Source organism: Pseudomonas sp. JQ36, from assembly GCF_053851495.1.
The window spans coordinates 3,026,486-3,048,908 of sequence record NZ_CM132642.1; the positions used below are offsets into that span (position 1 = coordinate 3,026,486).

Genomic DNA, 22,423 nt, shown 5'->3' on the forward strand with positions numbered 1-22,423 from the left:
CGCGGCTACAGCCCTTTTCAAGTTTTTCGAGGAATAGATATGAGCAACGTCGACCACGCCGAAATCGCCAAATTCGAAGCCCTGGCCCATCGCTGGTGGGACCGTGAAAGCGAATTCAAACCGCTGCACGACATCAACCCGCTGCGCGTCAACTGGATTGACGAGCGGGTCAATCTGGCCGGCAAGAAAGTCCTCGACGTCGGCTGCGGCGGCGGCATCCTCAGCGAAGCCATGGCCCAGCGCGGCGCCACTGTCATGGGCATCGACATGGGCGAAGCGCCACTGGCGGTCGCGCAACTGCATCAGCTGGAATCCGGGGTCAGCGTCGAATACCGGCAGATCACCGCCGAAGCCCTGGCTGAAGAAATGCCCGAGCAGTTCGACGTCGTGACCTGCCTGGAAATGCTGGAGCACGTACCGGACCCGTCGTCGGTGATCCGTGCCTGCTACCGCATGGTCAAGCCCGGCGGCCAGGTGTTCTTCTCGACCATCAACCGCAACCCGAAGGCGTACCTGTTCGCCATCATCGGCGCCGAATACATCATGAAGCTGCTGCCGCGTGGCACCCACGACTTCAAGAAATTCATCCGCCCGTCCGAGCTGGGCGCCTGGAGCCGCATCGCCGGCCTGACCGTCAAGGACATCATCGGCCTGACCTACAACCCGCTGACCAAGCACTACAAGCTGGCCAACGACGTTGACGTCAACTACATGATCCAGACCCTGCGCGAGGAGTAAGCCGATGGCCATCAGAGCAGTCCTTTTCGACATGGACGGTACCCTGCTCGACACCGCGCCGGACTTCATCGCCATCTGTCAGGCGATGCGCGCGGATCGCGGCTTGCCGCCGATGAACGACAAGCACATCCGCGACGAAATCTCCGGCGGCGCGAAAGCCATGGTCGCGGTGACGTTCTCGATGGACCCGGAATCGCCGGGCTTCGAGGAGCTGCGTCAGGAATTTCTCGAGCGCTATCTGGCCGGGTGCGCGGTACACAGCAAGCTGTTCGACGGCATGGGCGAGCTGCTGGCCGACATCGAGCGGGCCAACCTGATCTGGGGCGTGGTCACCAACAAGCCGGTACGGTTTGCCGAGCCGATCATGCAGCAACTGGGGCTGGCCGAGCGTTCGGCGCTGCTGATCTGCCCGGATCACGTGAAAAACAGCAAGCCGGACCCGGAGCCGCTGATCCTCGCGTGCAAGATGCTTGATCTGGATCCGTCGACGGTTTTGTTTGTGGGCGATGATCTGCGCGATATCGAGTCGGGCCGTGATGCCGGCACCAAGACCTGCGCCGTGACCTACGGCTACATCCACCCGGACGATAACCCGCGGCACTGGGGCGCGGATGTGGTGGTGGATCATCCGCTGGAATTGCGCAAGGTGCTCGACAGCGCGCTGTGCAGCTGCTGACCTACCCCCTGTGGCGAGGGAGCTTGCTCCCGCTGGGTCGCTCAGCGGCCCCTTTTTTACCTGAGTCCGCATTTTCTCAGGCACACCGCACTGGCTGGCACTACGACTGCTCTGCAGCCGAGCGGGAGCAAGCTCCCTCGCCACAGCGTTCAGCATTCGCCTTATGGAGAGGTTTTTATGTTTGATTACACCGCCCGTCCCGAATTGCTCAAGGATCGGGTCATTCTGGTCACCGGTGCCGGCCGTGGCATCGGTGCAGCTGCCGCAAAAACCTACGCCGCCCATGGCGCCACCGTGTTGCTGCTGGGCAAGACCGAAGCCAATCTGACGCAGGTCTACGACGAGATCGAAGCGGCGGGGCATCCACAACCGGCAGTGATCCCGTTCAACCTCGAGACCGCCCTGCCCCATCAATACGATGAGCTGGCGGCGATGATCGAAACCGAGTTCGGCCACCTCGACGGTCTGCTGCACAACGCCTCGATCATCGGCCCGCGCACGCCGATCGAACAGCTGTCGGGCGAAAACTTCATGCGTGTCATGCAAGTCAACGTCAATGCCATGTTCATGCTGACCAGCACTTTGCTGCCGCTGCTCAAGCTGTCGCAGGATGCCTCGGTGGTGTTCACTTCCAGCAGCGTCGGACGCAAGGGCCGGGCCTACTGGGGCGCCTATGGCGTATCGAAGTTCGCCACCGAAGGCCTGATGCAAACCCTGGCCGATGAAGTCGATGGCGTAGCACCCGTGCGCTCCAACAGCATCAACCCGGGCGGCACGCGTACCAGCATGCGAGCACAGGCCTATCCGGGGGAAAACCCGCTGAACAATCCGACTCCGGAAGAGATCATGCCGGTGTACCTGTACCTGATGGGGCCGGACAGCACCGGCATCAATGGTCAGGCATTCAACGCGCAATAACTGCCATACGTCGCTTTTGTTGCCGTGGCGGATTACCGTCGCGGCACACAATTGCCGCTTCCCGCCGTCACACTTCAGTCAAATATCCGCCACCCGCCCTCAAAGCAAAAAGCCATCCCGTTGATTCATAACGGTTTTAATAAACCTGAACCGAATGGCACGACTTTCGCTCTAATTTTCCTCAAAGCATGCCGTGTGAAGGCACTGGGGCCAGGCCGATTTCGATAGCTGACTAATCGTCATCAGGCAGACTAAACTTACGCCAAATGTCCTACGGGACTGATGGATCAGTATGACGCGCAGCCCATAGCCGCTCTCACCCAGCCTGTAAGACAGACTTACTGCTTAGGGGCTCACGCCATATGAAATCACCCTCCCAGACCAATGCAATTGACTTTGACAGTGCCAAATTGCAACGCCTGGGCTTTGGTCAGCTGCCTCCGCTTCTGGAACGCCCGGCCAGCCTGGCGCAATTGCGCCAGCAAATGAGCCTGCAACTGCAAACCAGTCTTGAGCCGCAACGAATCCTCGGTCTGTTTTTCCGCGAAGTTCAGCGTCTGGTGCCGCTGGATGCCTTGAGCTACGTGCATTCGGCCAGCGACCTGCGCCTGGAATTCGGCGCCCGCGGTCACCATTCGGTCAGCTACAGCCTCAGCCACGAAGGCGAGCACTTGGGCGAACTGGTCTTTCGCCGCAACCAGCGCTTCAGCGAGCAGGATCAGGGCAACCTCGAATCGCTGCTGTCGTCGCTGTTGTTCCCGATGCGCAACGCCCTGCTCTACCGCGCCGCAACGCAAAGTGCATTGCGCGACCCGTTGACCGGAACCGGCAACCGGATCGCCATGGAGCAGACCCTGCAACGCGAGATCGACATGTCGCGCCGGCATCTTCAACCGTTGTCGGTGCTGATGCTCGACATCGACCACTTCAAACGAGTCAACGACAGCCACGGCCACAGCGCCGGGGATGACGTACTCAAAGCGGTGGCAGCGTCAATCAAGGGCCAGCTACGCAACGTCGACATGGTGTTTCGCTATGGCGGGGAAGAGTTTCTGATCTTGCTGTGCAACACCGGCCGGGAAGCGGCGGCGATGGTCGGCGAGCGTCTGCGGCATGCCGCGCAGACTGCGGAATACTTCGCGGACGGTCAATTGATCGACCTGACTGTCAGCCTTGGCTGTTCGACGCTGTTGCCGGGGGAATCGGCTGACAGCCTGCTGCGCCGGGCCGACAGTGCGCTGTATGTGGCCAAACGCGAAGGGCGTAATCGGTTGGCGATGGCTGGCTGAGTCCTTCCAGACAACCACAAACCACTGTAGGAGTGAGCCTGCTCGCGATCCGGTGTGTCAGTCACCCTCTTTGTTGACTGACACACCGGATCGCGAGCAGGCTCACTCCTACACTTTTTTGCGGCGTTATTGGCTATCAGCTCTCTACAAGTGCCCGGCGTTCACGACCGTGGATCGCGCGCTCCGTGGTCTCCAGTTGCATGCAGCGCTCCAGAAACAGGTACATGTAGTCGTAGCTCTTGCACACCGCCTGACGCAGTTCGGTCTGCAGTGCCTTGCTCGGATTCATACCCGCCAGCGTGCAGATGATTTCCAGCGCTTCCCACGGGTGGGCATCGTCATACTGGGCATGCATCTTCAGCCACTTCATCGCGCGCTTGCGTTCCTCTTCCGGGAACGCCGCCGCGTACACGCCAGTGGAGCAGACCAGCGCTGACCACTCCCCGGTCGCACCCTCGATGGCGTAGTTGGTCGCAGCGATGGCGACGATCAGCGAATCCGCCGAACTCGTATGCCAGCACCAGTGACTCAATGCATGCAGTTCCGGCGGTACTTGCTGGGCCTGCAGATCCTCCAGGCTGACGCCATGCGCGCGACTCCAGTTCAGCCAGTAGTCGGCATGATTGAGTTCAACGCGGATGTTGCGCATCAGCCAGCGGCGCGCCATGTCCTCCCCAGGATGGCGGGCGAACTTGGTCTTGGTCAGGTTCTGCGCCATGTACAACGCAAACTGTTCAACTACCGGCCAGCCCCCGATCAAGTACTGGCGCATGGTTTTGGCGCTGAGCTTGTTATCGCGCATGCGCAGGTACAGTTCATGTTCGACAACCCGGCGCTTGCTCTCGCTGCAATCTGCAATGAGCTGTTGTGCCCAGGCAGGATAACTTGCAGCTTCCATGAGTGGTCCGGTTCGGTTGAATGTGTCGATCACTGTTCGGCTCCTTTTGATTTGTGATTGTAAGGATCGGCAAGAGATTTCAACGGAACGTGCCAGGCGCCTTGAACAACAGCGGCTGCGGTCTGGCGGGCCGACTTTGCAAACTGTCGCAGGTAAACAACTGCGGGCGTTCGATGACATAACCCTGAGCGTAATCCACCCCGATTTCAAGCAATGCCTGCTCGATCTGGGTTGTTTCAACAAACTCGGCAATTGTCTGCTTACCCATGACATGCCCGATGTGATTGATCACCTCGACCATAGCGCGGTTAATCGGGTCGTCCAGCATATCCTTTACGAAACTCCCGTCGATCTTCAGGAAGTCTACAGGCAAATGTTTCAGATAAGCGAATGAAGACATTCCGGCACAAAAGTCATCAAGTGAGAAGTAACAACCTAAGCCTTTGAGTTCATTAATAAATCGAATTGCACTACCAAGATTGGCAATGGCGCTGGTTTCAGTAATTTCAAAACAAATCATTTCAGGGGGTATAGCGTAATTAACAAACTGTTCACGCAGAAAGTGCAAGAACGCGTCATCTCCGATAGTAATGCCTGAAAGATTAATCGCACACATTGCCAACGGACCTTCATGTTCTTCGGTAATACATTGGGCAATGACTTTAAAAACATTCTCGACGACCCAACGATCCAGTTGACTCATCAGACCATAACGTTCGGCCGCCGGAATGAAACTGTCCGGCAGGATCATCCGTCCGGCTTCGTCATGCAGGCGCAAGAGTATTTCGATGTGCCCCCCGCCATGGGCTGTAGCGCCCAGCGGAGCAATTTCCTGGGCATAGAGGCAGAAGCGGTTTTCCTCCAGCGCCATGTGCAGGCGCTGCACCCAGGCCATTTCGCCGAAGCGCAGCGACAGTTCGGAGTCGTCGGCATGATAGACCTGGACCCGGTTGCGGCCCTTTTCCTTGGCCATGTAGCAAGCCATGTCGGCGGCGCGCAATGAGGCTTCGAGGGTGGTCGGGGTCTGGGCGATGTGCACCAGGCCGATGCTCACAGTGGTCAAAAACGGCCGCCCCTTCCACACGAAGTGCAGGTTCTGCACGGTCTGGCGCAGGCTCTCGGCGATTTTCTCGGCGGCATCCGGGGCGCAGTTCTCCAGCAGAATGCCGAACTCGTCGCCGCCCAACCGGGCCAGGGTGTCGCTCTCGCGCAAGCCCGATTGCAACAGCGTGCAGATGTGCCGCAGCAACTCATCGCCAGCGGCGTGACCGCAAGTGTCGTTGACCAGTTTGAACTGATCCAGATCGAGGAACATCAGCGCATGCCGAGCGGGCTGGCGCGTCAGATTGTGCAGGGCCTGCTCCAAGCGATATTCGAACTCGCGGCGGTTGGCCAGACCGGTCAGGGCATCATGGGTCGCCTGCCACGACAGATTGGCGATGTATTGCCGTTCCTGAGTCATGTCATGCAGCACCAGCACCGTACCGATAACCTTCTCGGCATTGCGGATCGGCGCGCCCACCAGCGTCACCGAAACCGTACTGCCATCCAGACGCTGAATCAGTTTGGAGTGCTCACTGCCGCCGATCAGTTGCCCGCTGAGAATATGCTCGATCAGCGTCAGCCCTTCGGTCTGCGCATTGTCATCGAGCAGATTGAACAGCGCTGCCAATGGCAGCCCCGCCGCGTGCTCGGACTTCCAGTGCGTCATGGCCTCCGCCGCCGGATTCATGTAATCGATCGCGCCGTTGACGTCGGTGGTGATCACCCCGTCGCCAATCGATTGCAGGGTGATGTGCGCCCGATCCTTCTCCAACTGCAGCGCCTGGGCAAAGGCATGTCGCTGCTTGAGCAGTTTATGGGTGCGCAACAGGGCCAGCACGATCAACCCCAGCGCCGTGGCCAGGTTGGTGAACAGCAGCAGGCGCAGGATCATCCGCGAACCTTCGCCCAAGGCATCGCTGAACGCCTTTGCCGCCGGCGTCACACCGTCGTTGATGGCAAAGATCTGCGCTTTCCAGTGCTGGATATCAGCCGGGGTCGCGATGTTTTCGCTGATGCCCTGATGCATCTCGCGCGCGACATTGTCCAGTTGCACCAGATAGGCGTCGCCGATGGTCCAGCGCTCGATCGCGGTTTCCAGATAACTGAAATGACGGAAATTGAGGTACAGCCAGATCAGGCTCGACACATCATCGGGATGGTTGCCGCCCTTGAGGATCCCCTCCCGTGCCGCCTGCAGATCCGGTGGCTGACGATCCAGTGCCAGACGCAACTGGTGACCGCCCTGAGGCACGGCAATCGCTTCCTTGTATTTGAGGAAGATCGCCTCGTCGCGGCTGTCGGCATACAGGTTCAGGTAATAGATGGCGTCCTTCTGGCCCTTGGACCAGAGACTCTCGCCGGCGACATAGCCGCGAACGGCCGACAGGACGTAAAGACTCACGCCCCCCAGTAAAGCCTGAAACAACACGACGGCAATAAATGGCCAGACGATGCCCAACAACCGTGGCGTTCCGAGAGTCCTTTTTTGCTTCATGAGGTCCTTTGCGCACGCACTGTCATCTTCAAGGGGAGACCGCCAGAGCCAGACCAGGGAGCGACCCCTTCCAGCAAGCCAGAACATTTTCAACCGGCGATACGTATGTACCGCACCCGCTGTTCGCCATGCTTCGACACTGACGGCTTTCAATCATTCCAGAGCCGTTCTCCATGCAGTCACCTTCCGCCACGCTGCAACGCCATACTGCCCAACAGAGCGAATACCGCGCAATGATCTCTGCCCTGCGCGCCGTGCTCAGCGCATCGACCTCATTGCAGACCTACTACCTGGCGCCCCAGGCACATTCGCGACTGGGTGCAGCACACGCCCTGGCGCAAAAACTTCTGCAAGCCCTGTTCGAAGACAGCGCCGAACCGCAATTGGCGGCGTACCTGCAAACGTCCAGAGGATCACTGCTGCAAGTCGACGCCACAGCCGGTCAGTGCAGCTTTTCCTTCAACCGTCCCGATGGCAGCTGCGCTCGCTACGCCATCGAGGATGTCACCCGGGCCTCCAGCACAATTGAAGAATTTCAGCGAGCGTTGCTGAGTATAGGCGCACACCTGCGTTCCGACAGGCTGCTGCCGTTGTCACAACTGCTGCGTGAGTCCGGGTTCACATTTGCGGACGTACAGGACGCCACGACGCTGACCCGGCTGATCGGCAAGGTCGAAGAACAATGCGCCAGTCATCGACTGAATCTGCGACACCAGCCGGCGCTGACGGTACTGATGAGCGACGATGACAAAGCCGCGATTCACGACCTGATTGGCGACTGGCTCACCGGCAAAACCCTGTCGGCCATCGACAGCCTGGCCAGCGAAGTAACGCCTCCATTCACCCGCCAGCAGCTGGAACAGCAGCCCGCCGCCTGCCTCGAACGCCTGCTCGACACGCCGAAGGCGCGTGACCTTGGCCAGCGCTTATTGCAGAAACTGCAATGGTATGGCGCCCGGCCCGATGAACCGACCGTGCCCGATATCGGCCTGCGTTTACTGCTCGAAGCGTTGTGCCTGTGGTACGAACTGCCCGGCGAAGCCAGCTCGACCGAAGTGGCCGGTTTTGCGCTGGAACAACGCGCTCACTACGGCGCCAGCTACGCCAGCATTCGCCGCGATTTTTTACAGCACCTGGAGGATTCTCACCGAACCTCGACCCCGACCGAAAAACATGTGCTGGGATGGGTATGCCTGACGCAGTTCGGACTGGATTTTCAAGTGCGCGATATTCCTGACGAGCTGCCATACGCCAGCTCGGTGGTCTGGGTCAATTTCGTGCATGGCGTGCACCTCGCCCAGGCTCTTGATCCACAGTTGCCGGAACATCTGAGCTTTCAGCAACTGGTCGATCTGCCGCTGCACAAAAGCGAAAACGCCAGCACCGACCTGCAAACCCTGATCGCCATGACCCGAGTGGCTGCCGCACAGACCTGGACACTGGCCACCGGAGCACCGGCAGCAGCGAACGAGACATCCGACGATGACGCGACGCTGCAAGCGCTGGAAGACCACAAGAAGCAAATGAACGCAGCGATCCTGCAGCTGGACATCGAGCCGCCCCGGCGACTTGCCCTGGCAAAACAGCAACTGGACAAGGCGCTGGCCAACGAGCTGTACGATCACACGACGATTCGCCTCAAACGCCACCATCCTTCAGCGCCCAACCGTAGCCGACGCAGCATTATCGACACCCCGGATGTGGCATTGCCGACCTGGCCGTTGCTGGAGGTCTATGCCGCCGGCGGGCTGAGCAGCGACACACGCTGGTACGTCAGCGACGATGGCCGCAGCGCCAGCGAATGGATCAGCCTGAACGCAGACGGCCAACTGCAAAGCGGCTTCGTCAATACCCACCAACCTGGCCGCCGCCTTTCACGGTTTCCGAGCAACTGCACCTTGCCCGAGATCAGGCCCTTGTTCGAGCAGCAGTTCGACGACTATCTGAGCGAGGCCCGCAAAGCCTATGAATACCTGATCAAGTCGCTGCTGGTCACACTGCCGTGGCCCGACCGCCGGGCACTGGAGCACGGCGAAGTGCGGATTCACAGCCTCAGGAATCCGACACGGCACATCGAAGCTCACCTGGAAACACTGAAAAACATCCTGCCGTACCGGGCCCGCATGGGCTTCGTGCTGCAGGCGACGTATCAGGGCCCGGCACAATTCTACGAATGCCTGCCTCGCGCCGGCATCCTTCGCAAACGCCCGGATCTGGATGGCACACATGTTGGCGGTCTGTTGTTGCCACCCCTGCCGCCCAAACGTGGACGCACCAAGGGCCAGAGCATCAGCCGCATCGTCGCCCGCCGCCTGCCATTCGATCGAAAAGCACACTGGGACGGTTCGATACCCGCCCCCGACGCCAAGTGCATTGCCATCCTCGAACCGCTGGGCGACTCCCTGCCCGCCTCGCTCATCCCGGCAGCCCATCACGACAGCTCACCGAACCTGACCTTCACCTCGCCGCGCACGGCGCAAATCGCCTCGTTTATCGCGACCCGATTGTTCTATGTCGATGAGCAGGCGCTGCGCAATGAGGCCTGGGGTGATACCCGTTTCGAGCGCGACAGCCGCAAACAGCACTGGACTCATGCTCTGAAGGGCTTCATCCCGTTCTGGGGCAGTCTCGAAGACCTGCAGTCTGACAGTCCGGGCAAACACGCACTGGGCGTACTCGGCCTGCTCCTCGATATCGTCTCGTTCGCGATTCCCTTGGGCAAGTTCGTCGCCGGCAGCATTCGCCTCGCAGCCGTGGCCGGGAAAATGGCGATTCGCGTCGCCCTGCCACGCATGGCGCAATTGTCGAAAAACCTGCTGGTTTCGAGTTTGAGAAACCTCAATCCGCTGGACGCTGCGCCTGCCCTGCTCAAGTTCGGCGGCGGAGGTGCGATCGGCGCAGTGCGGGCCGTGGCGCATCTGGAACACCGCGCGGTTGCACGTTTGAAAAGACTGGCCGGCAGCAGCGCTGACTATGACCTGCTGCACAGTCTGCCCCAGGCACTGGATGCCGGGCGCTGGAAAGCGCTGAACCCGGCCGATCATCTGGCCGTGGTCAGGGGCATTGACGATGTGCCGGTGCGCAATGTCGGCGGCTCGCGGTATCACTTGCTCGATCCGCTGTCGGAGCGCCCTTATGGGCCGCAGTTGCTCGCACACGAGCATGAGTTTTCGCTGGGGCGTTCGCACTACCGCACCGTGAAAAAAACCGAAGATCAGATCGATATCGAACTGGCGCCGAACACCCGCGTCGAGCTTGTCCCCGAGGCTGGCGGACGCACCACGGTATTGATCGATGATGTGCCCTATCGACTCGACGGTGATGAACTGCGCCGGGCCGATCTGCTCGATGACAGCCAGCACTGGACGCTGTTGCCGTGCCGGATACGTCGCGCACCGGGCGCGGGCGACTGCCGCGTCAGCTACATCACCGCAGAACCCGCCCCGACGCCCGCCGTCGGCACCATCGACAAGGAAAAGGGTTACGCGCCATGGTTCGGCGAGCGGGTTTCGGAGCCGGGCGCCCTGCCCCGGCAGGACGGAGCGTTCCTGGCGGTCGATGCCAGGCTTTATCAAATCATCGATGGCCGCCCGAGGCTGTTCACCGGCGACCTGCGACGCCTTGGATTCCATCAAGGCAGGCTGGTGCCAAGACAGCAGATTCAAGCCACGCTGCAGTTTCGCAAAGGTATTTTTGCCCGGGTAAAAACCGGCGGCACCTACGATGGGATCAACGACTCACATCAGGTTGGTGCCGTGCTGGTGCCGGCCGTCGATGACTCGGCCACCTATGTGTTCTTCCGGGTCAACAAGCAAGAGTACTACCTGGCCAGCTTCGCCAAAGGCGAACTCCCCGGCAGGCAACTGACATTCCAGCGCCTGACCCCAGCCGAACTGGCTGACGGCACCCTCGGCGCAGAACTGCTGACCGTCTACACCGGCTCGCTGCACGCCAACAACATCGTGCGCATCCATGGCCTCGAATCGGTGCAGCGCGCGATGCAGACCATGGAGCAGATCGCGATCCCCATCGGCACCACGGCCATTCCTGCAAACAACATGAAATGGCTGAAGGTCGACACCAGCCCGGGCGAGGCGCTGATGTTCGATCACTCGACACGGATGATCGTCACCCGCCTGCCCGAAGGCGCCGCCACTTGGGCGCGCAGCAAGGAAGCGCCGGAAGCCTTTCGGCAAAAAACCGCAGAGATTTTCGACACGTTGTTTCTGTCACCGACAATCACCCCGGCCAACACTAACGCGGCCCTGCGCATCGACAGTGCCATGCAGAAACTGCACAACCTGCTGCCCGTGCGTGAGCGGCCGCTCAACGCACGTAACATCGCCTATGCCGAAGTCACTACGGCCAGCGGCAAACGGGAGATCTACGTCAGCGTGTCCGGCGCGCAAGGCAGCACCCAGCGCCTGCCGTTGTTTCGCCACATGGGTGCCAATCACGTGCGGATCGGCGACACCACTTACATCAACATCGACTACGACCCGAGCTTCCCGCGAACCTCGCTGGAGGTCACCGAGCAAGGGCAACTGCTGGCCGTGCCGCTGACCATCAAGGAGCTGAAAACCTATCAGCCGACGCAGACCAGCCGGCCGACCTCGCTGGACAGCGAAAGCAAACTGATCAGCGTGCTGCGCGAGAAATACCCCGACCCGACAGAGATCCGCGCGGTCGACATCGCGACGACCCTGCGCCCGTGCGAATCCTGTTCGGTGGTGATGAAGCAGTTCGGCCATGACGGCGGCGAGGCGGCGTTGCAGGTGCTGTGGGGCTGATTACAGGCGCTGCAGGTGGCCGTAGAGCTTGGCGTAAAGGCCGCCATCGGCGATCAGTTGCTGGTGGTCGCCATCCTCGGCCACTTGCCCGCCATCGAACACCAGCACCCGATCCGCCTGCTTCACCGCCGACAGGCGATGGGCAATGATCAGCGTGGTGCGGCCATTGAGAAAGCGCGCCATGGCCTGATGCAGGTTGTATTCGGTGGCGGCATCGAGGGCCGAGGTGGCCTCGTCGAGAATCACCACTTTCGGCTCGGCGAGGATCATCCGTGCAATCGCCAGACGCTGGCGCTGACCACCGGACAGGCGCACGCCGGAACGTCCGACGATACTGTCGAGACCGTCCGGCAGCGCGCGGATGGTCGCTTCCAACTGGGCGATTTCCAGCGCCTGCCAGCAAGCTTCGTCGCTGCGGGTGCGGCCCATGGTCAGGTTGGCCCGTACCGTGTCGTTGAACAGCGCCGGATGCTGCAACACCACCGCAACGTTTTCACGAATCAGCTCCAGGCCGATTTCCTGTTGGGTCGAACCGCCGAAACGAATGGTCCCCGCCGACGGTGTGTACAGCCCCAGCAGCAACTGCACCAAAGTACTTTTGCCGCCGCCACTGGCACCGACAATCGCGACTTTCTCTCCGGGGGCAATCGACAGGTTCATCTGATCCACCACCAACTCATCGCCGTAACCGAAGCTCAGCCCCTGCACCTCGATGCCCACGGTATCCCGACCCTTGAACGGATCGACGCCACCTGGGTACTGCGGCTCGTCGGCCCGCGCCAGCAATTCGTTGATCCGCGCCAGCGCACCGCCCGCCGCGTAGTAGGCATATTGCAGATTGAGCAGTTGTTCGACCGGGCCGATCATGAACCACAGGTAGCTGAACACCGCGAGCATCTGGCCGATCGACAGGTCGGAGAACAGCACCGTGAGCATCGCCGCGGCGCGGAAGATGTCGATCCCGAACTGGAACAGCAGACCGCTGGCACGATTAGAAGCATCGGTCTTCCACTGCGAGTTGACCGCGTAATTGCGCACTTCCTGCGCGCGCAAGCCGAGGCGCCCGAGGAAGAAGCCCTGACGGTTGCCGGCGCGCACTTCCTGGATCGCATCGAGGGTTTCGCTCAAGGCCTGAGTGAAACGCGAGGTGCTGTCGTTCTCCAGCTTCTTCAGGTGCTTGACCCGTTTGCCCAATTGCACCGTGGCGTAGATCACCAGCGGGTTGAACAGCAGGATCAACAGCGCCAGTTTCCAGTGCATCCACATCAGGATGCTCGCGGTGCCGACCAGCGTCAGCATCGCCACCAGAAAACGGCTGAGGGTTTCGCCGACAAACTTGTCGAGAGTGTCCAGATCGGTGACCAGATGGGTGGTCACGGTGCCGCTGCCGAGGCTTTCGTATTCGCCGAGGGAGATGCGTTTGAGGCGTTCGATCAGGCGCACGCGAATGCGGTAGACGATGTCTTTCGCCAGCCGGGCGAACAGCCGCGCCTGCAATACGCCAAAACACAGGGCGCTGCAACGCAGGGTCAGAGTGACCAGCAGCATCAGGCCGATGTAACCCGCCGCTTGTTGCCACATCGACGGCAGCACGTGATTCATGACCTTCAGTGCGGCATCGCCATGGCCGAGCAAGACCTCGTCCACCAGCAAGGGCAAAAGCAACGGAATCGGCACGCTGCACAGCGTCGCCAGCACGGCCACGCCGTTGGCGATCCACAGAGACTTTTTGTGATGCAGTGCCAGGCGCCGGACTTCTGCCCAGCTCAGCCGGTCGACACGCTTTACGGCTGGCGTGCCATCGGCCAGGTCAGGCACAGGCAGCGCGCTCCAGCCAGCGGCCGAGCAATGGTGAGAGTTCACTGAGCGGTTGATAGCCGTTGGTCAACAGCGCCAGTTGGCCATTGCGCTCGGCGAGCAGGGTCGGGAACCCGGCGATGCCCAGATCCTGTACCCAGCTGAAATCAGCCTGAGTCGCCTTGTGCTGATCGGCATGATCGAACAGCGCGGCAAACTCGATACGTGGCACGCCGGCCTGCTCGGCCAGCTCGACCAACACGCTGGCCTGGGTGACATCGCGGCCTTGCGCGTAAAACGCCTGCTGGATCAGGCCGACCAGTGTCCACGCGCAATCCGGCGCCAGACTGCGCGCGGTGACAATTGCCCGGCAGGCCGGCTCGGTGTCGTAGACGAAACCATCGGGCAACGCACCTTCGAACTTGAATGGCTGACCGGTGGCCTCGGTGACCGCCTGCCAATGCTCAAGAATGTAACGCCGCGTGGTCGGCTCCAGCGCCGCACCGCTGCCGGTGCGCAACCCGCCGACCACCAGATGCAACTCCACCCCGGCTGCCTGCGCCTGCTCGACCAATGCCTTGGCGACCGGAGCGAACCCCCAGCACCAGGAACACATCGGATCCATCACATAGAGCAGGCGCGCAGTCATGATCAGGCCTCGGTGGACGCTTGTTTATAGTTGTAGCCGATCGGGTGCGGCATGTTGCGCGCCTTGGCCAGTTCGATCTGCTTCTGCCGATCGATGGCGCTGCGGCGGGTTTTCTCGCTCAGCTTGTCCCAGCAATGCGGGCAGCTGATGCCGGCCACGTAGTGCTCGGAGGCGCGATCTTCAACGCTGACCGGTGTGCGGCAGGCATGACATTGATCGTAGTCGCCTTCGCTGAGGTCGTGACGCACGGTCACGCGGTTGTCGAACACGAAGCAGTCGCCCTGCCACTTGGTTTCTTCCTGCGGCACTTCTTCGAGGTACTTCAGGATGCCGCCCTTGAGGTGGTAAACCTCTTCGAAACCCTCACCCAGCATGTAGCTGGAGGCTTTCTCGCAGCGAATACCGCCGGTGCAGAACATCGCGACCTTCTTGTGTACGGCCGGGTCGAAGTGTTCTTTGATGTAGTCGGGGAATTCGCGAAAACTGGTGGTTTTCGGATCGATGGCGCCTTCGAAGGTGCCGATCGCCACTTCGTAGTCGTTGCGGGTGTCGATCAGCAGCACTTCCGGATCGCTGATCAGCGCGTTCCAGTCCTGCGGTTCGACATAGGTGCCGACCTTTTTGTTCGGGTCCACGCCTTCTACGCCGAGGGTGACGATCTCTTTCTTCAGCTTGACCTTGGTGCGGTAGAACGGCTGCTCGTCGCAGTACGACTCTTTGTGGTCGATGTCGATCATGCGCGGGTCGTTCTTCAGCCAGGCGAGCAGGCCATCGATGCCTTCGCGTGTACCGGAAACCGTACCGTTGATGCCTTCTTCGGCGATCAGCAAGGTGCCTTTGATGCCGTTGTCGACCATCGCTTGCAGCAGGGGCTCGCGCAGGTTGACGTAATCTTCGAGGGTGACGAACTTATACAGTGCCGCCACGACAATCGGTTGTGTCATGGGTATTTCTCCAGGTGGCTACCCTCGCAAAGGGTGAACCGGATTCAAAAAAAACGCGCCGGGTAAGCGGCGCGTTGCGGATTCTAGCAAAAACACGGTGGATTTAGGATCTGTCGAAGCTCCCTCGCCACAACAGCCCTCGCAATCCTCAGTGTTTGCTACCGCCGGCACAGGTCGGCGACGCCGGGGCGGCGCCGACTTCTGCCCATTCCTGCGGGGTGTAGGTATGCAGCGCCAACGCATGGAACTCGCCCATCAGCTCGCCGAGCGTGCCGTAGACTTTCTGGTGGCGCTTGACCCGGTTCAGGCCTTCGAACTGCGCGCTGACCACCACTGCCTTGAAGTGCGTCTGTAACCCGCGACTGTGCATGTGGCTTTCGTCCAGCACTTGCAGATGCTCAGGCTGCAGCAGGCCCAGCGTCGATTCGATGCGTTGTTGCATGGTCATCACGAACTCCGCTTACTTCTTCTTGGCCGCAGGGGCTGCCGGGGTCAGCTCTTTGGTCATGTCGTCGAGCAGCTTGTTGACGACAGGCACGGCGCTTTCCAGCTTGCCTTGGGTCATCTGGGCCGATTGCTGGGTCAGCTGCGGCATTTTTTCCAGGACTTTCTTGCCCAGTGGCGACTGGTAGAACGCGACCAGATCTTTCAGCTCCGATTCGCTGAAGTTGCTGGTGTAGAGCTTGACCATGTCAGGCTTGAGCTTGTTCCAGCCGATGGCCTGGTCCAGGGCGGCGTTGGCCTTGGCCTGGTAGGTTTCCAGTACGGCTTTCTTGGATTCCGGGGCTTTGGTCTGTTCAAAGCGCTGAGCGAACATTTGCTGCACTTGCATGTACACCGGAGTGCCCAGCTTGTCAGCGTGCGCCAGGGTCAGGAAAGCTTCAGCACTGGCGTTGTGGCTGGCGGTATCGGCAAGCACCTGGCCGCTGGCGCAAACCAGTGCAACCGCGGTGCAGATGGCACGAAGACGAGTCATCGAGTTTCCTTTTCAGCTAGGCGAGGTCAAACCCCAAGGGCGACCATTCTGCGCCTAAAAAACCTTATGGCTCAACCCCCGGCCCTTGCCGTGCTTGATTGGCCGGGTTTTACCGGTCAACAATCGGTTCGAGGGAACCACCTGGGCCTGACCGGGCCTAAACTGCGCAAACGAACCAACAGGAGTGTGCACGATGAGCCGTATCGAAACCGACAGCCTGGGCCAGATCGAAGTCCCGGACGACGCCTACTGGGGTGCTCAGACGCAACGCTCGCTGATCAACTTCGCCATTGGTCAGGAACGCATGCCGCTGCCGGTACTGCACGCCCTGGCCCTGATCAAGAAAGCCGCCGCCCGGGTCAACGACCGCAACGGCGACCTGCCCGCCGACATCGCCCGCCTGATCGAACAGGCCGCCGACGAAGTCCTCGACGGCCAGCACGACGACCAGTTTCCGCTGGTGGTCTGGCAGACCGGCAGCGGTACCCAGAGCAACATGAACGTCAACGAAGTGATCGCCGGTCGCGCCAACGAACTGGCCGGCAACCCGCGCGGCGGCAAGACGCCGGTGCACCCCAACGATCACGTCAACCGCTCGCAAAGCTCCAACGACTGCTTCCCTACCGCCATGAGCATCGCCACTGCCAAAGCCGTGCAGGAGCAATTGCTGCCGGCGATCGCCGAGCTGTCCGGTGGCCTGGCCGAATTGGCCGCGCGCCACATGAAACTGGTGAAGACCGGTCGCACGCACATGATGGACGCGACGCCGATCACCTTCGGTCAGGAGCTATCGGGCTTCATAGCGCAGTTGGATTACGCCGAACGAGCGATCCGCGCCGCGCTGCCGGCAGTGTGTGAGCTGGCGCAGGGCGGCACCGCGGTCGGCACTGGTCTGAATTCGCCGCACGGCTTTGGCGAAGCGATTGCCGCCGAACTCGCCGCCCTGTCCGGCCTGCCCTTCGTCACCGCGCCGAACAAGTTTGCCGCACTGGCCGGGCACGAGCCGCTGACCAGCCTGTCCGGCGCCCTGAAGACCCTCGCCGTGGCGCTGATGAAAATCGCCAACGACCTGCGCCTGCTCGGCTCCGGCCCTCGCGCAGGCTTTGCCGAAGTCAAATTGCCGGCCAATGAACCCGGCAGTTCGATCATGCCCGGCAAGGTCAATCCGACTCAGTGCGAAGCGCTGTCGATGCTCGCCTGCCAGGTGCTGGGCAACGACGTCACCATCGGCATCGCGGCGAGTCAGGGACACCTGCAACTGAACGTGTACAAACCGGTGATCATCCACAACCTGCTGCAATCGATCCGCTTGCTTGCCGACGGTTGCAGCAACTTCCAGCAGCATTGCATTGCCGGCCTTGAGCCGGACGCGCAGGTCATGGCCCAGCACCTGGAACGTGGGCTGATGCTGGTGACAGCGCTGAACCCGCACATCGGTTACGACAAGTCGGCGGAAATCGCCAAGAAGGCTTACGGCGAAGGCCTGACCTTGCGCGAGGCGGCGCTGCAGCTGGGGTATCTGACCAGTGAAGAGTTCGATGCGTGGGTGCGGCCGGAAAACATGATCGAGGCTGGCGCCAAGGGCTGAGGTTCGTAGCGCCTGACAGGCCGCCTTCGCGAGCAAGCCCGCTCCCACATTTGGATCGGTGTACGCCGTACCAATGTGGGAGCGGGCTTGCTCGCGAAGAACGATAACGCGGTCTAACTGGCTGCAATCCGCATCCGTCGCGCCTTCAGCCCGGCAATCAACGACGGCCCCAACGCCACCAGCGCCGACCCCAGCACCACCAGCACCGCCCCGCCATAACCCAGCCCGTTGATCTGCTCGGCATGCACATAGTCCGGCCACACCCCGGCGGCAATCGCCACCGCGCCGAAGGTCACCAACGGCGTGATCGCCAGCGTCGCACTGACCCGTGACGCTTCCCAATGCGCCAGCGCCTCGGCAAATGCACCGTAGGCAATCAGCGTGTTCATGCAGCACGCCAGCAACAACCAGCCCTGCAATGGGCTCAGTTCCAGTGCCTCAAGCGGATGCACCCACGGCGTCAGCAACAGCGCGCAGAACAGGTAGATCACCATCATCACCTGCAACGAATTCCACACCGTGAGCAATTGCTTCTGCCCCAATGCGTAGAAGGTCCAGACCGTCGAGGCCAACAGCACCAACAACACCCCGGCGGTGTAATCCGACAATGAGGTGAGCAGTTCAGCCAGACGCTGATTGAAGAACAGCACAAAACCGATCAGCAGCACCGCCAGGCCAATGCCCTGACCGATGCTGAAGCGCTCCTTGAACACAAACAGGCTGGCAATCAGCAGCATGATTGGCCCCATTTGCACCACCAGTTGCGCGGTGCCGGGGCTGAGCAGATTGAGGCCCATCAGGTACAACACGTAGTTGCCCACCAGCCCGAGCACCGCCATCAGCACCAGCCAGCCGCCCCGGGGGCCGAGCACCTTGCGGCTCGGCAGGCGTCGGGTGGCCGCGAGGTAGATGAACAGACAACCGCCGGACACCAACAGGCGAAACCAGGTCACGGTGATCGGGTCCATCACCTGCAATACCTGTTTCAGCTTGATCGGCAAAATGCCCCACAAAAACGCCGTCAGCAGCGCCAGGAACAGACCGTAAACCCAGCGACCGGATGAAATGTGCATGCGAACCCCAATGCCTGCTGACAAGAGCGGTCATTCTAGGCCCGCCGTCAGACGCAACACAGGGACAGTTACGGCCAGGCCGCGAATGAAACTGTGCAGGTCGCAGCATTAAATTGACGCTTTGCCGTTGATCGGCCGACGAGGCGCGCCAAGTGCTTCAGGCATAAGCTGATTGGATCCCTGCAACGGATTAATCAAGGAGCCGATCATGTACGGAATGCGCGCCGATGACAGCGCCCCCGCCACGCACTTTCGCAGTGACCGAGTGTGTCGGGTCAATGGCGAACTGTTTTTCAGCACGCGGGAGAACACCCTTGAGGGGCCGTTCGACAGCGCCGAGAAGGCAGAGCGGGAGATTCAGGCGTATATCGCGCGGATGCAGGCGCAGACAGCGTAAACCTGTGGCGAGGGAGCTTGCTCCCGCTGGGGCGCGCAGCGGCCCTCGTTTCAGGCTTTACCGGGAAATTTCAGGTCTGCTCCGCAGCCCAGCGGGAGCAAGCTCCCTCGCCACAAGGATTGTGTTGGCCCGTCAGCGCACCGCCTCAAACAACCCCGTCGCCCCCATCCCGCCCCCCACGCACATGGTCACAATGCCGTAACGCAGGTTACGCCGCTGCAACTCACGCACCAGATGCCCGACCTGCCGCGACCCGGTCATGCCGAACGGGTGGCCGATGGAAATCGAGCCGCCGTTGACGTTGTATTTATCGTTGTCGATCTCCAATCGATCCCGGGCATACAGGCACTGCGAAGCAAACGCCTCGTTGAGCTCCCACAGATCAATGTCCGCTACCTGTAAGCCTTTGGCTTTGAGCAGTTTCGGCACCGAGAACACCGGGCCGATGCCCATCTCGTCCGGCTCGCAACCGGCGACGGTGAAACCACGGAAAAACGCCTTCGGCTTGAGCCCCAGTTGCAGGGCTTTTTCCAGGCTCATCACCAGGGTCATCGACGCGCCGTCGGACAGCTGCGACGAGTTGCCGGCCGTCACCGAACCGTCCTCGGCAAATACCGGCTTCAGTCCGGCGAGGCTTTCGTAAGTGGTGTCAGGGCGGTTGCAGTCGTCGTGATCAACGATGCCGTCGAGGATCTGCACCTCACCGCTGTTTTTGTCCTCGACCCGGTACTTGACCGCCATCGGCACTATTTCATCATTGAACAGCCCGGCCGCCTGCGCCTGAGCAGTGCGCAACTGGCTTTGCAGCGCGTAACGATCCTGCGCCTCGCGGCTGACGGCATACCGCCGCGCAACCACTTCGGCGGTCTGGCCCATGGTGTAGTAGATGCCCGGGACCTGCTGCTTGAGCAGCGGGTTGAACAGGTGATCGGTGTTGACGCTTTTCAGGGTCAGGCTGATCGACTCGACGCCACCGGCAACAATGATGTCGCTGCAACCGGAGGCGATCTGGTTGGCGGCAATCGCAATCGCCTGCAACCCAGACGAGCAGAAACGGTTGAGGGTCATGCCGGCCACATTCGTGCCCAAGTGCGAGAGCACCGCCACGTTGCGGCCGATGTTGTAACCCTGCGCGCCCTCGTTGGAGCCGGCGCCGACAATGCAGTCCTCGACGCTGGCCGGGTCGATGTCGTTGCGCGACAGCAGCGCGTTGACGCAATGAGCCGCCATGTCGTCGGGACGGGTCTGATTGAACTTGCCGCGAAAGGACTTGGCCAGGCCGGTCCGCACGCTGTCGACGATCACCACTTCACGCATGGCATACCTCAATTGTTGTTGTCGGAGGAGAGTGAACCGAGCATAAGTCCACCCCGCCGCCGACCGCGACAATCATTCACCCCGCGTATGCGTGTCCATCGGCTCAGTCCTTATGTTTTTTCGCGCGCTTGTCGGACTTTTCGAACGCCTCTTCGAGGGCTCGGTTGATCGTGCGCAGCACCTTGACCCGCGCCCAGCGCTTGTCATTGGCCTCGACCAGCGTCCACGGCGAAATCTCGGTGCTGGTGCGGTCAACCATGTCGCCCACGGCAGCGCGGTAGGCGTCCCACTTGTCGCGGTTGCGCCAGTCGTCCTCGGTGATCTTGAAGCGCTTGAACGGAATCTGCTCGCGGGCCTGGAAGCGCTCCATCTGCGTGTCCTTGTCGATCGCCAGCCAGAACTTGACGACGATGACTCCGGCGTCGGCGATCTGCTCTTCGAAGTCATTGATCTCGCTGTAGGCGCGCAACCAGTCGGCCGGGCTGCAAAAGCCTTCGACCCGCTCCACCAGCACCCGACCATACCAGGAGCGATCAAACACGGTGAACTTGCCCCGCGCCGGCAGGTGCCGCCAGAAGCGCCACAGATACGGCTGCGCGCGCTCCTCTTCGGTCGGCGCGGCAATCGGCACGATGCTGTACTGACGCGGATCGAGCGCCGCCGCGACCCGGCGGATCGCCCCGCCCTTGCCCGCCGCATCGTTGCCTTCGAACACCGCCACCAAGGCATGGCGGCGCATGCGTTTATCGCGCATCAGCCCGGACAGCCGCGCCTGCTCGGTGATCAGTTGTTCTTCGTAGTCTTTCTTTTCCAGCCGCTGGTTCAGGTCGAGGCTGTCGAGCAGGTTGAGTTGATCGACCGCCGTGCCCAACGGCGCCGCGTTGACCTCTTCGGCATGCACCTCGGGGCGCTTGAGCGCATTCTGCAGGCCTTCGAGCAGGATCTTGCCGACCGCCAGACTGCGGTAATTGGCGTCCATGCCTTCGATGACATGCCACGGCGCGTAGTCGCGGCTGGTGCGGCGCAACACGCGCTCGCCGTATTTGACGAACTTGTCGTAAGTCTGCGATTGCTGCCAGTCCAGCGGGCTGATGCGCCAGCTGTGCAAAGGGTCATCGGCCAACGCCTTGAGCCGCGCTTTCATCTGCTTCTTGGACAGGTGAAACCAGAACTTGAAGATCAGCGCGCCTTCATCGCAAAGCATTTTTTCCAGACGCTCGGCGGCGTTGATCGCCTGGTCCAGGCGTGGATCCTTGAATAGACCGTGGACCCGCCCTTGAAGCATCTGGCTGTACCAGTTGCCAAAGAAAACTCCCATCCGTCCCTTGGCCGGGAGCATCCGCCAGTAACGCCAGGCCGGTGGATGCGCCAGCTCTTCATCGGTCTGCTGATCGAAGGTGCGCACCTCGATCAGGCGCGGGTCCATCCACTCGTTGAGCAACTTGACGGTCTCGCCCTTGCCCGCGCCTTCGATGCCGTTGATCAGAATGATCACCGGAAAACGTTTCTGCTGCTGCAACTCGAACTGCGCTTCCAGCAGTGCTTCACGCAGTGCAGGCACAGCCGCGTCGTAAGTCTCTTTGTCGATGGCATGGCCGATTTCGGCGGATTCAAACATGGGGACGGCTCCTTCCAGGATTCAGCAAGACTAGCGGATTGGGCATGGGCGCGGCGGAGAAATTCCGCTCACCATGGCAAGTGGGATGAATGAACAAACTGTGGCGAGGGAGCTTGCTCCCGCTCGGCTGCGCAGCAGTCGCAAGATCTGCAACCACCGTCCTCCAGACAAATTGTGGTCGCAGGTTTTGGGGCTGCTGCGCACCCCGGCGGGAGC

Annotated in this window: 16 protein-coding genes and 1 pseudogene; 7 read left to right on the plus strand and 10 right to left on the minus strand. The window is 61.1% G+C overall.

What is annotated here, in order from left to right; genetic code table 11:
- Window positions 1–39: 39 nt before the first annotated feature.
- The 4 genes from ubiG to ACS4NR_RS13515 all read left to right on the plus strand — a co-directional run bounded on the left by ubiG (window position 40) and on the right by ACS4NR_RS13515 (window position 3,621).
- Window positions 40–738: a bifunctional 2-polyprenyl-6-hydroxyphenol methylase/3-demethylubiquinol 3-O-methyltransferase UbiG gene (gene ubiG / locus ACS4NR_RS13500; RefSeq protein ID WP_047598712.1), complete on the plus strand. Its 699-nt coding sequence runs from the start codon at window positions 40–42 to the stop codon at window positions 736–738.
- 4 nt (window positions 739–742) lie between these two features.
- Window positions 743–1,414 carry an N-acetylmuramic acid 6-phosphate phosphatase MupP gene (gene mupP, locus ACS4NR_RS13505; protein WP_003226921.1) on the plus strand — a complete coding sequence of 224 codons (672 nt, stop codon included), beginning with the start codon at window positions 743–745 and terminating at the stop codon, window positions 1,412–1,414.
- Between the two features lie 177 nt (window positions 1,415–1,591).
- The gene (locus ACS4NR_RS13510; RefSeq protein ID WP_003226924.1) at window positions 1,592–2,332 is read left to right on the plus strand and encodes a YciK family oxidoreductase; all 741 of its coding nucleotides are present in this window, start codon (window positions 1,592–1,594) and stop codon (window positions 2,330–2,332) included.
- Window positions 2,333–2,694: 362 nt separating this feature from the next.
- Window positions 2,695–3,621 (plus strand): GGDEF domain-containing protein, encoded by a 927-nt coding sequence (locus ACS4NR_RS13515; protein WP_095137259.1) that lies wholly within the window; start codon window positions 2,695–2,697, stop codon window positions 3,619–3,621.
- A 144-nt stretch (window positions 3,622–3,765) separates the two neighbouring features.
- Here the strand turns inward: ACS4NR_RS13515 and ACS4NR_RS13520 are convergent.
- Together ACS4NR_RS13520 and ACS4NR_RS13525 are read right to left on the minus strand one after the other, a co-directional pair.
- Window positions 3,766–4,519 (minus strand): annotated as a pseudogene (locus ACS4NR_RS13520) (TenA family transcriptional regulator).
- A gap of 79 nt (window positions 4,520–4,598) precedes the next feature.
- Entirely contained in the window at window positions 4,599–7,058 is a 2,460-nt protein-coding gene (locus ACS4NR_RS13525) for an EAL domain-containing protein (protein WP_115984056.1), read from the minus strand.
- Window positions 7,059–7,231: 173 nt separating this feature from the next.
- On the opposite strand from ACS4NR_RS13525, the gene ACS4NR_RS13530 reads away from it, so the two are divergent.
- Window positions 7,232–11,848, plus strand: coding sequence for a deaminase domain-containing protein (locus tag ACS4NR_RS13530; RefSeq protein ID WP_456020350.1), 4,617 nt, complete (start codon window positions 7,232–7,234; stop codon window positions 11,846–11,848).
- Here the strand turns inward: ACS4NR_RS13530 and ACS4NR_RS13535 are convergent, their stop codons facing one another.
- From ACS4NR_RS13535 to ACS4NR_RS13555, 5 genes are all read right to left on the minus strand, one after another.
- A complete protein-coding gene (locus tag ACS4NR_RS13535) occupies window positions 11,849–13,666 on the minus strand; it encodes an ABC transporter ATP-binding protein (RefSeq protein ID WP_456020351.1) in 1,818 nt (605 codons plus the stop codon).
- Window positions 13,659–14,261: a DsbA family protein gene (locus tag ACS4NR_RS13540; RefSeq protein WP_443533910.1), complete on the minus strand. Its 603-nt coding sequence runs from the start codon at window positions 14,259–14,261 to the stop codon at window positions 13,659–13,661. The genes ACS4NR_RS13535 and ACS4NR_RS13540 overlap by 8 nt, the downstream gene beginning before the upstream one ends.
- 35 nt (window positions 14,262–14,296) lie before the next feature.
- Complete coding sequence (gene trhO, locus ACS4NR_RS13545) at window positions 14,297–15,238, minus strand: oxygen-dependent tRNA uridine(34) hydroxylase TrhO (RefSeq protein WP_166496868.1); 942 nt, start codon at window positions 15,236–15,238, stop codon at window positions 14,297–14,299.
- Between the two features lie 148 nt (window positions 15,239–15,386).
- Window positions 15,387–15,686, minus strand: coding sequence for a BolA family protein (locus tag ACS4NR_RS13550; RefSeq protein ID WP_003226935.1), 300 nt, complete (start codon window positions 15,684–15,686; stop codon window positions 15,387–15,389).
- Between the two features lie 12 nt (window positions 15,687–15,698).
- A complete protein-coding gene (locus ACS4NR_RS13555; protein ID WP_047598727.1) occupies window positions 15,699–16,214 on the minus strand; it encodes a DUF2059 domain-containing protein in 516 nt (171 codons plus the stop codon).
- Between the two features lie 193 nt (window positions 16,215–16,407).
- Between ACS4NR_RS13555 and ACS4NR_RS13560 the strand changes: the two genes are divergently transcribed.
- Window positions 16,408–17,802 (plus strand): class II fumarate hydratase, encoded by a 1,395-nt coding sequence (locus ACS4NR_RS13560; RefSeq protein ID WP_115989174.1) that lies wholly within the window; start codon window positions 16,408–16,410, stop codon window positions 17,800–17,802.
- Window positions 17,803–17,915: 113 nt separating this feature from the next.
- On the opposite strand, the gene ACS4NR_RS13565 is transcribed toward ACS4NR_RS13560, so the two are convergent.
- On the minus strand, window positions 17,916–18,875 hold the full coding sequence (locus ACS4NR_RS13565) for a DMT family transporter (RefSeq protein ID WP_253151966.1): 960 nt from the start codon (window positions 18,873–18,875) through the stop codon (window positions 17,916–17,918).
- Window positions 18,876–19,083: 208 nt separating this feature from the next.
- On the opposite strand from ACS4NR_RS13565, the gene ACS4NR_RS13570 reads away from it, so the two are divergent.
- On the plus strand, window positions 19,084–19,272 hold the full coding sequence (locus ACS4NR_RS13570) for a DUF6316 family protein (RefSeq protein ID WP_456020352.1): 189 nt from the start codon (window positions 19,084–19,086) through the stop codon (window positions 19,270–19,272).
- A gap of 132 nt (window positions 19,273–19,404) precedes the next feature.
- Here the strand turns inward: ACS4NR_RS13570 and ACS4NR_RS13575 are convergent, their stop codons facing one another.
- Window positions 19,405–20,589 (minus strand): thiolase family protein, encoded by a 1,185-nt coding sequence (locus tag ACS4NR_RS13575; protein WP_456017675.1) that lies wholly within the window; start codon window positions 20,587–20,589, stop codon window positions 19,405–19,407.
- 103 nt (window positions 20,590–20,692) lie between these two features.
- Window positions 20,693–22,207: a polyphosphate:AMP phosphotransferase gene (pap, locus tag ACS4NR_RS13580; RefSeq protein ID WP_456017676.1), complete on the minus strand. Its 1,515-nt coding sequence runs from the start codon at window positions 22,205–22,207 to the stop codon at window positions 20,693–20,695.
- Window positions 22,208–22,423 lie beyond the last annotated feature (216 nt).

Bases quoted from the DNA above. Each gene is read 5' to 3' on its own strand.
- ACS4NR_RS13515 (WP_095137259.1), top strand. From the start codon at position 2,695: ATGAAATCACCCTCCCAGACCAATGCAATTGACTTTGACAGTGCCAAA.
- ACS4NR_RS13565 (WP_253151966.1), bottom strand. From the start codon at position 18,875: ATGCACATTTCATCCGGTCGCTGGGTTTACGGTCTGTTCCTGGCGCTG.
- ACS4NR_RS13510 (WP_003226924.1), top strand. From the start codon at position 1,592: ATGTTTGATTACACCGCCCGTCCCGAATTGCTCAAGGATCGGGTCATT.
- ACS4NR_RS13550 (WP_003226935.1), bottom strand. From the start codon at position 15,686: ATGACCATGCAACAACGCATCGAATCGACGCTGGGCCTGCTGCAGCCT.
- pap (WP_456017676.1), bottom strand. From the start codon at position 22,207: ATGTTTGAATCCGCCGAAATCGGCCATGCCATCGACAAAGAGACTTAC.
- trhO (WP_166496868.1), bottom strand. From the start codon at position 15,238: ATGACACAACCGATTGTCGTGGCGGCACTGTATAAGTTCGTCACCCTC.
- ACS4NR_RS13555 (WP_047598727.1), bottom strand. From the start codon at position 16,214: ATGACTCGTCTTCGTGCCATCTGCACCGCGGTTGCACTGGTTTGCGCC.
- ACS4NR_RS13525 (WP_115984056.1), bottom strand. From the start codon at position 7,058: ATGAAGCAAAAAAGGACTCTCGGAACGCCACGGTTGTTGGGCATCGTC.
- ACS4NR_RS13560 (WP_115989174.1), top strand. From the start codon at position 16,408: ATGAGCCGTATCGAAACCGACAGCCTGGGCCAGATCGAAGTCCCGGAC.
- mupP (WP_003226921.1), top strand. From the start codon at position 743: ATGGCCATCAGAGCAGTCCTTTTCGACATGGACGGTACCCTGCTCGAC.
- ubiG (WP_047598712.1), top strand. From the start codon at position 40: ATGAGCAACGTCGACCACGCCGAAATCGCCAAATTCGAAGCCCTGGCC.
- ACS4NR_RS13540 (WP_443533910.1), bottom strand. From the start codon at position 14,261: ATGTGTTCCTGGTGCTGGGGGTTCGCTCCGGTCGCCAAGGCATTGGTC.
- ACS4NR_RS13570 (WP_456020352.1), top strand. From the start codon at position 19,084: ATGTACGGAATGCGCGCCGATGACAGCGCCCCCGCCACGCACTTTCGC.
- ACS4NR_RS13530 (WP_456020350.1), top strand. From the start codon at position 7,232: ATGCAGTCACCTTCCGCCACGCTGCAACGCCATACTGCCCAACAGAGC.
- ACS4NR_RS13575 (WP_456017675.1), bottom strand. From the start codon at position 20,589: ATGCGTGAAGTGGTGATCGTCGACAGCGTGCGGACCGGCCTGGCCAAG.